A 13,052-nucleotide genomic window follows, 5' to 3' on the forward strand; every position below is an offset into this window, starting at 1 on the left:
TCGATTTCGGAGCCCTCGACCCCAGCTTCTCGGGGCGCGATGCAGCGAGCCGGAGGCGAAGCAATTTAACTCAGCCGAAGAAGTCCTGGACCTGGGTGAGCGTCAGGTAGCCCTGTGGCTCCAGTTCCCGGGGGATCGACGGCAGGCTCCGGGCGGTCACCGGCCCTTCGCCGGCCCCCTCGGGTGCGGCGGACGGCGCCGGGGTGGGCGGCAGGCCGGGCAGGGCCATCGCCTCCCGGATCACCTCGAACATGGTGCGCACCTCGGTGGACGCCCGGTGGGCGAGTTCGTCGTGCCCGGTGCCGGCCGGGGGGAGCGCGCAGGTGAAGTTGGCCCGGAGGTGGTCGCCGACCCGCCGGATGTCGGCGCTGGGGCGCAGGTGGTCGAGCCGGCCTTCGGTGACGATGCCGAGTTCGCAGCCGCGGAAGCCGGATCCCTGCCACCACTGCTGCCAGCCTGGGTCGGCGTCCAGGGTCCGTACGGCGTGCCGCAGCGCCCGCAGATAGTGCCGCGGCTGCTGGCCGTCCCGAGTTGCCGTCCCCAGCCGCGGGTGGAGCCAGAACTCGTCCATGGTTCGCAATGGTCGCAAATCAGACGGCGCTCGGCAGGGATTCCGGGCTCGCGCGTCGGAGTGGATTACATAAGCACGTGATATGACTTCCGACCGTGAACATCGTGTCGACCCTCGACCGCCTGCACGCCGGTCTGCGCCGGATCGCGCCGCGCCACGAGATCAGCCTCATCGCGGCCTCGACGCTGGCCCGGCTGGAGCGGTCCGGCCCGCAGCGCCTCAGTGACCTGCACGACCCCGAGGGCGTCTCGCAGCCCGCGATGACCCAGCTGATCACGCGGTTGGAGCGGGACGGTCTGGCCACCCGCGGCAGCGATCCGGCCGACGGGCGGGCCGTCCGGGTCGCCGTCACCGACGCGGGACGGGCCGCGGTGGCCCGCCGCCGCGGCGCCCATGCCGAGGGGGTCGCGCGCGCCTTCCGGCAGCTCTCCGCCGAGGAGCGGGCCATCATCCTGACCGCGGTGCCCGCTCTGGATCGGCTGAGCGAGTTGCTGCGTACGCCTGATTAGCACCATTAATCCGTAAAAAGCACCTTATGGAGTGGCGGTTCGGCGTGGACGGGTGATGGGTCCCGTTAAGCCCTTGACCATATGGACTTAAACGGACACAAGGGGCTTGGTATGAGTAGATTCTGGGCGGCCGCCTTCGCGGTGGCGCTCGGTACGGTCGGCGTCGCGGTGACCGAGGCGCAGGCCGGGACGGCTCGCGGCGAACCGGCGCCGATCGCCTGGAGCGCCTGCGGCGAGGGCGCGCTGAAGCAGCAGGGTGCCGAGTGCGGATTCCTGTCCGTGCCACTCGACTACGCGAAGCCGGACGGGGCCAAGATCGAGATCGCCGTCTCGCGGATCAAGGCCACCGCGCCCGCCGACAAACGCCAGGGCCCCATCCTGGTCAACCCGGGCGGGCCGGGCGGCTCCGGTCTGGGGATGGCCACGCTCGGCCAGCACGTGCCGAGGCAGGTCGGCGCCGCCTACGACTGGATCGGCTTCGACCCGCGCGGCGTGGGCGCCAGCAAGCCGAAACTCACCTGCGACAGCACATACACCGGGTACAACCGGCCGCCGTACGTGCCGGCCACCCCGGAGATCGAGAAAGCCTGGCAGGCCCGGACCAAGGCGTACGCGGTGGCCTGCGCCAAGGCCGGCGGCGCCCTTCTGGACAACATGCGCAGCGAGGACACGGTCCGCGACATCGAGCGGATCCGGGTCGCCCTCGGCGCCGAGAAGATCAGCTTCTACGGCTTCTCGTACGGCACCTACCTCGGCCAGATCTACGCCACCCGCCACCCGGAGCGGGTGCACCGGATGGTTCTCGACGGCGTCGTCGACCCCGGACGGGTCTGGTACAAATCGAACCTCGACCAGGACGTCGCCTTCGACAAGTCGATCAAGGTCTACTTCGCCTGGATCGCCAAGTACGACGCGGTTTACCACCTGGGCCGTACCGCTGCCGATGTGGAGAAGCTCTACTACCGGCAGCTCGACGAGCTGGCGAGGAAGCCGGCCGGAAAGATCGGGCCGGCCGAGCTGACCGACGTCTTCCTGCAGCCCGGCTACTACGTCTTCGGCTGGGAGGAGACGGCCCGCGCGTTCTCGGCATGGGTGCACCGCCAGGATTCGGCCCCGCTCAAGGCGCTCTTCGACGAGAACCACGAGCAGACCGAGGGCGCCGACAACAGCTACGCGGTCTACCTGGCCGTCCAGTGCACCGACGCGCCGTGGCCGGACGACTGGACGAGGTGGCAGCGCGACAACTGGCGGGTGCACCGGAAGGCGCCGTTCGAGACGTGGGGCAACGCCTGGTACAACGCGCCCTGCCGGCACTGGGCCGGTCACGCCGGCGCCCCGGTCGAGGTGAACGGCGCTCAGGCCCCGCCGATCCTGTTGATCAACGAGACGCTGGACGCGGCCACCCCGTACTCCGGCGCTCTGGAGGCCCGCCGCCGCTTTCCGCGGTCGGCGCTGCTTGAGGGCATCGGCGGCACCACTCACGCCGGCTCGCTCTTCGGCAACGCCTGCGTCGACAACACGATCGCCGACTACCTGGCCGCCGGCACGCTGCCCGGCCGGGTCAAGGCGGACCGCTCCGACAAGCAGTGCGAGCCGATCGCCAAGCCGACGCCGCTGGCGGCCGACGGCAAGAGCGCGCCCACCGAACGGCTCCGGCTGCAGCGCGACTTCGTCAGGTAACCGGGACCGCGGCCCGGTGGCGTACGCCACCGGGCCGTTGACCAGCTCGTGAGCTATGCTCGGTCGCGCGAAGGGGAGTAGCTCCCAATGTCGCGGTCGACATACTGACCCCGGTTCTCCGGGTTCCGGCCGCGCGGCCTCGTTTCGGGGCGAGCGAGACCTTCGACCAGGCCGTATTCGTTTATGGCCGGGTCGAGGTCGCCCTGCGCCAAGGCCCGGTCATGGTCACCGGGAGTTTCTTGTGGATGGTTTCCTAGCCGCGCTGGCGATCAGCTTCGCGGTCATCTTCGTCGCCGAGCTCGGCGACAAATCGCAGCTGATGGCGATGACGTTCGCCACCCGGTTCAAGACCTTGCCGGTGCTGATCGGGATCACCGTGGCCACCGCCGTGGTCCACCTCGTCTCGGTCGGCATCGGGTACGGTCTCGGCGCCACCCTCCCGACCGGCTGGATCTCGCTGATCGCCGGTATCGCGTTCCTCGGCTTCGGCGCCTGGACCCTGCGCGGCGACTCGCTGACCGACGACGAGAAGGGCAAGGCCGAACGCTCCACCGGCTCGGCGATCTGGGCCGTCGGCGGCGCGTTCTTCCTGGCCGAACTCGGTGACAAGACCATGCTGGCGACCATCACCCTGGCCACCCAGCACGGCTGGTTCGGTGTCTGGGTCGGCTCGACGGTCGGCATGGTCGCCGCCGACGCGCTGGCCATTCTCGTCGGCCGATACCTGGGTAGACATCTACCGGAAAAGGTCATCAAGTACGGAGCTGCCGCACTCTTCGCTATCTTCGGCATCTGGTTGATCGCCGAAGGTGTGATCGAACTGCGATAAAAGGAGCCGCCGTGCTGGACTACCGGGCCGAGTTCGACGCCGAAGTCACCCTCGACGGCGGGGGCGAACTGAGGGCGCGGGGCTTCCGCCTGAACATCCCGCACGCCGACGTCACCGAGTCCGAGATCACCGCGCTGCTCGTCGCCGCGCTCGCCCCGCAACGGGTGGAGCGCGCCGCCGTCAGCGACGTCCGGATCATCGCCGAACCGCACCCGCCGGCCGACACCGAGGCCGAGCGGGTCCGGTTCGTCGATCTCAGCCACGTCATCACGGCCGGGATGGTCACCTCGCCGGGCCTGCCCGGGCCGGAGATCACCCCGCACCTGACCCGGCTCGCGTCCCGCGGCGTCTACGCGCCCGGCACCGAGTTCGCCATCGACCGGATCAGCATGCTCGGCAACACCGGCACCTACCTGGACAGCCCGTACCACCGCTACGCCGACGGCGCCGACCTGGCCGGCCTGCCGCTGGAACGGCTCGCCGGGCTCCCCGCCGTGGTGGTCCGGGCGGTCGGCGGCGACCGTGGCGTCACCGCCGAGATGCTCGCCCACGTCACCGTCGCCGGCCGGGCCGTGCTGCTGCACACCGGCGGTGACCGGCACTGGGCCACCCCCGGCTACGCGGTCGACGCGCCCTACCTGACCGCCGACGGCGCGCAGCTGCTCGTCGACCGGGGCGCCGCCCTGGTCGGCATCGACGCGGTCAACATCGACGACGTGTCCCCGGCGGCGGCCGGCGAACGGCCGGCACACACCCTGCTCCTGGCGGCCGGCATCCCGGTCGTCGAGCACCTGACGAACCTGCGCGAGCTGCCGCCGCTCGGCGCCCGCTTCACCGCCACCCCGCCGCGCGTGGCAGGATTCGGCGCCTTCCCGGTCCGCGCCTTCGCCACCGTCCCCGCCGACCCCGCCGAGGAGCCAGAATGAGCGGCAACGCAGCAGCCGGCGTGAGCGGCGGCGCCGGCCACGACCGCAACCTGGAGCTGGCCCGCATCCAGCTCGGCCGCGGCGAGCCGGCCGCCGCCGCCGAACTCCTCGGCCCGGTCCTCGCCGCCGAGCCCGACCACATCACCGCGCTGGTGCTGATGACCCACGCGCAGCTCGCGCTGAAACGGCCCGACCTCGCCGACGAGCTGGCCCGGCGCGCCGTCGAGCACGCACCCGAGTGGCCCGACGCGCTGGCCGCGCTCAGCCGGGTGCACACCGAGCTGGGCCGGCACGACGAGGCGATCGCCACGGCCCGGGAGGCGGCACTGCGCCAGCCGGAGAACCCGTACCGGCACCACCGCCTGGCCTGGGCCCTGCTGGAGGACGGCCGGCGCGCGGTCGAGGCCGAGCATGCCGCCCGCGAGGCGATCCGGCTCGACCCCGACGAGGCGGACTTCCGGATCACCTACGCCATGGTGATGAAGCAGCTGCACCTCACCGACCGGGCCCGCGCCGCCCTCCGCGACGCTCTGGCCCTGGCCCCGGACAGCGCGGTGGCCCGGCACGAGCTGGCCGCCCTCGACGTCGTCCACCACCACCCGTTCGCCCTCGGCCGCCTGGCCCGGGGCGCCTCCGGCCTGGTCGGGGCGTTACGCGCGGATCCCCGCCAGGAGGCCAGCCGCTTCCTGCTGGACGTGGCACTGCGCCAGTTCCTCGTCTACACCGCGATCATCCTGGTCCTGCTGGCGTACCTCGGCTGGCGCGTCGCCGACTCGTCGCCCGGCGTGGCCCGGCTCTTCGCCGCCCTCGCCGCCCTGGTGCCCGCCGCGTACGCCGGCTACTTCGTCTCCCGCCTCGACCCCGGACTGCGCTCCTATCTGCGCGGACTGCTCACCCACGGCCGGCAGCGGATCGCCCTGGGCGCCGCCGCGGTCGCTGTCGTGCCGCTGCTGATCGCCCTGGCCGCACCGGCCGCCTGGCTGCCGTCGCTGCTCGGCACCGCCACGTTCGCCGGCTTCGCCGTCCGCCTGCTGACCGCCCCCGTCGACGAGCCCGGTGAATCCACCAGAGGCCTGACCAGCCACTCCCTCCTCCTGGTAGCGGGCGTCTTCGCCGCCATCGGCATCGGCGTGATCACCACCGAGGTCCTCCCGCCGATCTGGCGCCCACCCGTGGCCCTGGCCGTGTTCGCCGCCACGGCCACCTGCCTGACCCTGATCGCCAGGCGCCGCCGCCGCTCCACTCCACACCAGGCGGGCCTTTTCCTTCCGCTATGACCTTTTTGCGGTACGCCGTACCGGAAGAAGGTCTTTAAGGGTGAGCCAATCGCCTTCGGTGGGCGGGGAGGCTCAGAAATCGTGTGTTTCTGCCGATGTGAACCTCGTGATCCACACCCGTGTCCCCGGAGCGGACCGATGACCGAGCTCGCCCCTTCCCCGGGCATGGCGGCAGGTGATGCCTCTGCCCGGGCGTTCGCTGATCCGAGTGACCTGGGGGTGGCGCGGGCCGCTGCCCTCTTCGAGCACATGCAGCCGGAGAAGGCGGCCGAGATGCTGCATCCGGTGCTGGCCGGGCGGCCGGATTCGGCGCCGGGCTGGATCCTGATGGCGCGGATCCGGTTGACGCTGGATCAGGTGGAGCCGGCGCTGGACGCGGCGAACCGGGCGGTCGAGCTGGCGCCGGAGGACCCGCGGCCGCTGGCGATCGCGAGTCGCGCGCTCACCCTGCTGGGACGGCACGAGGAGGCGATGAGCATGGCCTACCGGGCGGTGATCGTCGAGCCGAAGAATCCGCTGTGGCACGACCGGGTGGCGTGGGCGCTGCTGGCCGCGGACCGGCAGCTCGGGGACGCGGAGCAGGCGGCGCGGACCGCGGTGGGTCTGGATCCGAACGAGGCGCACTACTACTTCACGCACGGGGTGACCCTGGCCGCGCTCGGGCATGTGGATCAGGCGCGGCAGGCGCTGGAGACGTCGTTGCGGCTGGAGCCGCAGAACCCGGTGGCCCGGCAGCGGCTGGAGGTCCTGAACGGTGCGCCGCAGCCGGTGGTGGAGAAGAAGAAGCGGGGCTGGCGGCTTTTCGGGCGCAAGGAGCAGGCGAAACCGGTTCGCCCGGAGGAGTTCCGCCCCTGAAAGCCGGGCACCGACACAATACCGCACAAGTAATAATCCGGACATGCAATCACGGATGTCCGCGGCGGTTCTCGCTCTCGTGCCCGTCGTCGTCCCGGCCGCGGCGGCCCGGGCGAGCGACCCGCCGATGCTGACCGGGATGACCGCACACTACGGCTTCAACGGCCGCTCCAGCACCATCGTCGACGAGTCCGGCAACGGGCACACCCTGCGCGTGATCTCCGCCCAGGGCGGCCGCGTCCGCCCCGTCGCCCACGGCCCCGGCACCGCCCTCGCCTTCCCCGGCAAGTGCACCCAGCCGGTCTGCCCGCACGTCGCCCTGCAGAGCGGCGACTCCGCCGACCTCAATCCGGGTGGCCGCGACATCGCCTTCGGCGCCGACGTGCTGCTCTCGCCCGGGCAGACCAGCTCCGGGCAGAACGTGGTGCAGAAGGGCTACTCGGCCACGAGCAGCCAGTACAAACTGCAGATCGACGGTACGGCCGGACACCCCAGCTGCGTGCTGGTCGATGTGAACCGGCCGGTCATCCGGATGGCCCGCAGCTCGGTCACCACCGCGGACGGCGTCTGGCACCGGGTGCGATGTCAACGGGCCGGCACCCGCCTGGAGATCTACGTCGACAGCGTGCTGCGGGGCCGTACCACCGTGCCCGCCGACCTGTACGTCTCCAACGACCTGCCACTGAGCATCGGGGCGAAGGGCGCCTACCGCGACAACGACCAGTTCAACGGCACCCTCGACAACGTCTGGGTACGGATCACCCGCTGAGCGTCGTCTGTCCCGGTGTGCCATCGTCGAGGGGTGGTCATCAGCGGCGGAGTACGTGCCCTGCTCAGACGGGCCCGCGCCGTGCTGCGCAGCGCCCTCACCACGTTCGTGGTGCTGACCCTCACGCTGTGGCTGATGCCCGGGGTGGCCGCCTCCGACATCGTCGACACGCTCGGCCTGGTCGTGCTCGTCGCCGTGGTCGGCGCGGTCCTGCGGCCCCTGCTGCTCGTCGGCATCACCGCGCTCGGCGGCTGGGCGGCGATGCTGCTCGGCGTGGTCACACAGATCGCCGTCATGGTGGTGGCGCTGCGCCTCGACCCGGGCAACCGGATCAGCGGCCTGCCCACCCTGGTGACCGCGGCGATCCTGGCGGTGATCGTGGCCGCGCTGCTCGACTGGATGGCCGACGCCGGCAGCGACGACACCTTCGTCCGGGAGGCCCGCCGCCTGATGCGCGGGGTGCGCCGTCGCGCGGCCGGCCGGCTGATCAGCCTGCGCCGCCTGCCCGCCGGCACCGAGCCGGGCCTGCTGATCATCCAGCTGGACGGGGTCGCCGAGCCGGTGCTGCGCTGGGCGATCCGCGCCGGGAACCTGCCGACCCTCGGTGACTGGCTGCGGTCCGGCAGCCACACGGCCCGCGGCTGGCACACCGGCCTCCCGTCGACCACCCCCGCGTCGCAGGCCGGCATCCTGCACGGCGCCTCCCGGCAGATCCCCGGCTTCCGCTGGTACGAGAAGGAGACCGGCAAGCTGATGGTCTCCAACCGTCCCCGGGACGCCGCGATCATCGAGTCCCGCCTCACCGACGGCCAGGGTCTGCTCCGCGACGGCGGCGTCAGCATCAGCAACGCGTTCAGCGGCGACGCCACCACCAGCCTGCTGACGATCAGCCACGCCGCACTGCCCGGCCGCACCGCCCGCGGCTGGGCGGCGTTCATGGCCAGCCCGTACGGCTTCACCCGTGCCCTGGTCCTGGGCGGCGCCGAGGTCGTCACCGAGCTGCACCAGGCCCGCCTGCAGCGCCGCCGCAACCTGCAGCCCCGCGTCAGCCGATCCGGCGCGTTCCTGGCGCTGCGCCCCGCCTCGATGCTGCTGCGCGACGTCAACATCTCGCTGGTCTCCGAGCAGATGGCCCGCGGAGCCCCGGTCATCTACTGCGACCTGGTCGACTACGACGAGGTCGCGCATCACGCCGGCCCGGCCCGCCCCGAGTCGATGCGCCAGCTGGAGAGCCTGGACCGGATGCTCGGCGTGCTGCGGCGCCTCACCCCGGAGGCGGCCCGCCGGTACCACCTCGTGGTCCTCTCCGACCACGGGCAGAGCCAGGGGCCGACCTTCCGCCAGCGGCACGGCGAGACCCTGGAGGAGGTGGTCGGCCGGCTCGCCGACGAGGCGCTCGTGGTCTCCTCCGGCAACCTGTCCATGGTGTACCTGACCCGGTTCCCGCACCGGCTCCGCCAGGCCGCGATCGAGCACGCACACCCGGCCCTGATCAGCGGACTCGCCGGCCATCCCGGCGTCGGCGTCGTGGTGGTGCAGGGGGAGGACGGCCCGATGGCGTACGGCTCCGGCGGCTCCCACCGGCTGCGGGACGGCGTGGTCGTCGGACTGGACCCGCTCACGCCGTACGGCCCGCACGCCCGTGCCGACCTGCTCCGCCACCAGAGCGCCGCCCACGTCGGGGACCTCGTGGTGATCAGCGCGGTGGACCCGGCGACACAAGAGGTCTCCGCCTTCGAGGAGCTGGTCGGCTCACACGGCGGCCTCGGCGGCTGGCAGACCGACGCCATGCTGGTGCACCCCGCGTCCTGGACGGTCTCCCACGACCTCGACGGCCCCGACGCGGTGCACCGGCAACTCGTCGACTGGCTCGTCATGCTCGGCCTGCGCAAACCCGAGGCAGTGCCGCTGGTAGCCGTCGAAACGTCTTGACAAGCAGCACCTATCGGCCGCACAGCGGACGCACAGCCGTGCTCGGCAGTCTTCTCGGCGTCAGCGAAGCAGCCGGACGTCACCGAGGAGAGCGCCGATGAATCAGTACGATCCGTCCGCACCGGGCCCGCGGCACTCCCCGGGCCGGCCGGCCGGGTGGCCGTCCGAGGTGCCGGAACCCGCCACCGTGCCCACCGACTGGTCACCGTCCGGCGCGTACGCCGGCCACCACTCCACCGGCGTGACCCCGGTCGGCGCGCCCACCGCCTGGGACCGTGCCGGATCCGCGCCCGGCTGGAGCGGCCGCCACCCGGAACCCGATCCGGCGGCCTCCTGGAACGGCAACACCACGATGGGGCCGGCCTACCGGGGCAGCCACACGGAGCCGACCGCCTGGAACGGCGGCTACCCGGCCGCCCACAGCGCCGGCCCGGTGCCGGACCGGATCCCCGCCGACTGGAACTCCGCCCCCGTCCCCGACTCGGTGCCGCCGTCCTGGCACGCGGAACCGCCGGCCGCCACGTGGAACACCGACCCCGAACCCATCGACCTGGGCGTCATACCCACCCGTGACGAAGTCCGCAACCACGGCCGTACCACCGAAAGCCCGAACCGGACCGCCCGCCGCAACCCGAAGCTGATGATGGCGGCCGCGCTGGCCGCCGCCGCCCTCGCCGGCGGTGGCGTGGGAGCCGGACTGATGGCCGCCTTCGGCGCGGACACCGCCGCGACCGTGCCGCCCGGACCGGGAGCGGGCCAGCCGCCGAACGGCCAGGCGCCCACCACGAGCCCGTCGAAGGCCACCTGACGACGACGTTGTTCGGGGGAAAGAAGCGAGGGCGGTTCCCGCTGTGGGCGGCGGGAACCGCCCTCGTGTCAGGCCTGGGTCTGCTCGCGGGCCTCGGCCGGCTCGGTGCCCGTGGACTCCTCGGCCGCCCGGATCTCCGCGGCCGTCCGCGCGCGGCGCCGCCGGATGTGCCGGACGTGCAGGACCACATAGGTCGCGACCGCCAGCACCAGCACCCCGATGGCCGGCCACTGGTAGTGATGGATCTTGCCCATGATCGGCCCGAGGTTGGCGCCCAACTGGTACGCCAGCGTGCACCAGAACCCGACCCAGAGCGCCGCGCCGATCGCGTTGTAGAGCAGGAACGTCTTCCACGGCATCCGGGTGATCCCCGCGATCACACCGTTGAGCTGCCGTAAACCGTCGATGAACCGGGCGATCACGATGATCCGGTTGCCGCGCCGGGCGAAGAACTGCTCCGCCTTCGCCAGCCGGGCCGGTGTCACCAGGATGTACTTGCCCCACCGGTTCACCAGCTTGCGGCCGCCCCGCAGCCCGATCCAGTAGCCGATGTTGTCGCCGACGACGGCGGTCACGAAGCAGATCGCCGCGACGACCCAGATGTTCATCCGCCCATAGCCGGCGTAGACCGAGGCCGCTGCCATGATCGTCTGACCGGGCGCGGGCACACCGAAGCTCTCGACCACGATGATGCCGCCGATCGCCAGATAACCCCAGCGATCCAGGATCGGCGCCACGGTGTGCAGGAACCCGGGAAGTTCGGCTGAAGGTGGCATCCGTTACACGGTAGCCGCAGCTGTCAGGAGCGGCCGAGCGGACCTTCTCATTGAATGGCGACGGCGCCGCTCAGGCTGAGCGGCGCCGTCACTCGGCAGGGGTCAGATGACATCCGGGGCCAGCTGGCCGCGCAGCTTGGTCAGCGCCTTGGTCAGGAGCCGCGAGACGTGCATCTGGGAGATGCCGATCTGCTCGGCGATCTGGCTCTGGGTCAGGTTGCCGTAGAAGCGGAGCGTCAGGATCTTCTGCTCGCGCTCGTCCAGGGTGGCCAGGGCGGGGCCGAGGGCGACCCGGGTCTCGGCGACCTCGAACTCGTGGTCCTCGCCACCGAGCGTCTCGCCCAGCTCGGTGGTGCCGTCGGCGCTGATCGGCGTGGAGAGGGAGGTCGCGTTGTAGGCGCGGGCGCCTTCCAGGCCCTCCAGCACCTCTTCCTCGGTGATCCCGAGGTGGGTCGCGATGTCGGACACCTGCGGGGAGCGGCCCAGCGAGTGCGTCAGGGTGGCGTTGGCCTCGGTGATGGCGAGGCGCAGTTCCTGGAGGCGGCGGGGGACGCGGACGGACCAGGTGCGGTCGCGGAAGTGGCGCTTGATCTCGCCGATGATGGTGGGGATGGCGTATCCGGCGAAGTCGACGCCGCGTTCGGGGTCGAACTTGTCGACGGCTTTGATGAGGCCGACGGTGGCGGTCTGGACGAGGTCGTCGGTGGGCTCGCCGCGGCCGGAGTAGCGGTGCGCGAGGTGGCGGGCGAGCGGCAGCCAGGCCTCGATCGCCCGGTCGCGGAGCGCGGCGCGGGACGGGTGGCCGGCCGGCATCGCGGCCATCGCGGAAAGCAGCTCGGCGGCGCTGTCGGCCGGAGCCTGGGCGCTCGCGGTGGTCGACGGCGACACCGACGTGGTGGTCTCGGTGACGGTCATGTCGTGGTCCTCCCTGACACCTTTTCCGGAGAGCCGGTCCCTGGTTTGGGACCCGGTCGGTCGGGCATCCATATACGTGGGACAGGCGTAAACAACCTGTCCGGAGCACAGTTGGCCGTTCGGTTACGCAGACTCTATACGACAGGCGGAGAGAACACTAGCCGAAAGTATGATGCGTTTTACGTGACAAACCAGACATAAGGGCCCAGTATCCGGGCTGACTTCGGCAAAAGCGCCCGTCCGACCGCCTGAACCGGTGGAGAATCTCCCCTCTGCTTTCCCTCGGAAGTGGGCAAAGATGTGCCCATGACGTCGCCGCCCGCCTCGGTCCCGCACCCGGCAGCGGCGGAGTTCCGCCACTGGACTCTCGACGACATCACCGGCCTGCGAGACCTCCGCGCCGATCTGCGCCGAGCGGTCGCCGGCACCCCGCTCGACGACGAGGACGGGCTGGACCGGATCACCGTCGTCGCCACCGAGCTGGCCACCAACGCCCTCCGGCACGGGCGCCCGCCCGCCCGCATCCGTCTGCTCCGCGAGCCGGACGCTCTACTCCTCGACGTCGCCGACCATGATCTGACCGGCGAGCCTCTCTTCGATCAGGACCGTCCGATCGGTCACGGCGGGCTCGGCCTCCGGCTCGCCCAGACGTTCGCCACCGAGCTGGGCTGGTACCGGACGGCCAAGACCAAGAACATCTGGGCGAGATTCGATTTCGTACGGGATTAGCGACACCCCGCACCCGCAATCCACCCCGCACGTCTCCACCGCGCGAGCGAGGCGGCCCGCGCCGGCCGCGGCGCGACCGCCGGGCTTGCTGCCCGCCTCGCCGGGATGCCCGTACGCATTCCGTATCGGCTCCGCTGCGGGATGTCATTGACCTCATTCACCCCGTCCACACCTCCGGTAACGGGAGTGCGATCGCGTTGGGGGGTCGATTTGGCGTTGCGAGGACGACCGGGTAATGTTCTTCGAGCCGGCAGGGAAACGGACGAGGCAAGCGGGACCTGAAGTTAGGGCCCGGACCGGCCGTCCTGCCAAACCCCCAAGATCGAGTGGCACGAGACATCGTGTACTCTTCTCGGGTGCCCGGGCGGTTTCTGTATTGGCGAATTCGGTTGCGAAACGCGGATTTGACACGGCGGAAACGGCGGGTAAAGTAGAGCGAGTGCCCCGGAGGGCGGGCCGCGGAATGCGGAACGTTT

Annotated in this window: 13 protein-coding genes; 10 read left to right on the forward strand and 3 right to left on the reverse strand. The window is 71.4% G+C overall.

Annotation, left to right across the window (positions count from 1 at the left end):
• Window positions 1–70: 70 nt before the first annotated feature.
• Window positions 71–571 (reverse strand): hypothetical protein, encoded by a 501-nt coding sequence (locus BM290_RS34995; RefSeq protein ID WP_177320017.1) that lies wholly within the window; start codon window positions 569–571, stop codon window positions 71–73.
• A 104-nt stretch (window positions 572–675) separates the two neighbouring features.
• Here BM290_RS34995 and BM290_RS35000 point away from each other — a divergent pair, with 104 nt between their 5' ends.
• The 9 genes from BM290_RS35000 (at window position 676) to BM290_RS35040 (ending at window position 10,156) form a co-directional block, all read left to right on the forward strand.
• Entirely contained in the window at window positions 676–1,080 is a 405-nt protein-coding gene (locus BM290_RS35000; protein ID WP_239143902.1) for a MarR family winged helix-turn-helix transcriptional regulator, read from the forward strand.
• Window positions 1,081–1,191: 111 nt separating this feature from the next.
• Window positions 1,192–2,760, forward strand: coding sequence for an alpha/beta hydrolase (locus BM290_RS35005; RefSeq protein ID WP_093620206.1), 1,569 nt, complete (start codon window positions 1,192–1,194; stop codon window positions 2,758–2,760).
• 241 nt (window positions 2,761–3,001) lie between these two features.
• Window positions 3,002–3,589: a TMEM165/GDT1 family protein gene (locus BM290_RS35010; protein WP_093620207.1), complete on the forward strand. Its 588-nt coding sequence runs from the start codon at window positions 3,002–3,004 to the stop codon at window positions 3,587–3,589.
• 11 nt (window positions 3,590–3,600) lie between these two features.
• Complete coding sequence (locus BM290_RS35015) at window positions 3,601–4,515, forward strand: cyclase family protein (protein WP_093620208.1); 915 nt, start codon at window positions 3,601–3,603, stop codon at window positions 4,513–4,515.
• Window positions 4,512–5,792 (forward strand): tetratricopeptide repeat protein, encoded by a 1,281-nt coding sequence (locus BM290_RS35020; RefSeq protein ID WP_093620209.1) that lies wholly within the window; start codon window positions 4,512–4,514, stop codon window positions 5,790–5,792. The genes BM290_RS35015 and BM290_RS35020 overlap by 4 nt, the downstream gene beginning before the upstream one ends.
• Before the next feature lie 138 nt (window positions 5,793–5,930).
• Window positions 5,931–6,647 (forward strand): tetratricopeptide repeat protein, encoded by a 717-nt coding sequence (locus BM290_RS35025; protein ID WP_093620210.1) that lies wholly within the window; start codon window positions 5,931–5,933, stop codon window positions 6,645–6,647.
• A 43-nt stretch (window positions 6,648–6,690) separates the two neighbouring features.
• Window positions 6,691–7,416, forward strand: a complete 726-nt coding sequence (locus BM290_RS35030; protein ID WP_093620211.1) for a LamG-like jellyroll fold domain-containing protein — start codon at window positions 6,691–6,693, stop codon at window positions 7,414–7,416.
• Between the two features lie 33 nt (window positions 7,417–7,449).
• Window positions 7,450–9,348 (forward strand): alkaline phosphatase family protein, encoded by a 1,899-nt coding sequence (locus BM290_RS35035; RefSeq protein WP_239143901.1) that lies wholly within the window; start codon window positions 7,450–7,452, stop codon window positions 9,346–9,348.
• A gap of 97 nt (window positions 9,349–9,445) precedes the next feature.
• Window positions 9,446–10,156: a hypothetical protein gene (locus BM290_RS35040; protein WP_093620213.1), complete on the forward strand. Its 711-nt coding sequence runs from the start codon at window positions 9,446–9,448 to the stop codon at window positions 10,154–10,156.
• Between the two features lie 68 nt (window positions 10,157–10,224).
• On the opposite strand, the gene BM290_RS35045 is transcribed toward BM290_RS35040, so the two are convergent.
• Window positions 10,225–10,932 carry a DedA family protein gene (locus tag BM290_RS35045; RefSeq protein ID WP_093620214.1) on the reverse strand — a complete coding sequence of 236 codons (708 nt, stop codon included), beginning with the start codon at window positions 10,930–10,932 and terminating at the stop codon, window positions 10,225–10,227.
• Between the two features lie 102 nt (window positions 10,933–11,034).
• Entirely contained in the window at window positions 11,035–11,847 is an 813-nt protein-coding gene (locus BM290_RS35050; RefSeq protein ID WP_093620215.1) for an RNA polymerase sigma factor SigF, read from the reverse strand.
• A gap of 306 nt (window positions 11,848–12,153) precedes the next feature.
• Between BM290_RS35050 and BM290_RS35055 the strand changes: the two genes are divergently transcribed.
• Entirely contained in the window at window positions 12,154–12,576 is a 423-nt protein-coding gene (locus BM290_RS35055) for an ATP-binding protein (RefSeq protein WP_093620216.1), read from the forward strand.
• Window positions 12,577–13,052 lie beyond the last annotated feature (476 nt).

Source organism: Actinoplanes philippinensis, from assembly GCF_900113015.1.
Lineage (GTDB): Bacteria > Actinomycetota > Actinomycetes > Mycobacteriales > Micromonosporaceae > Actinoplanes > Actinoplanes philippinensis.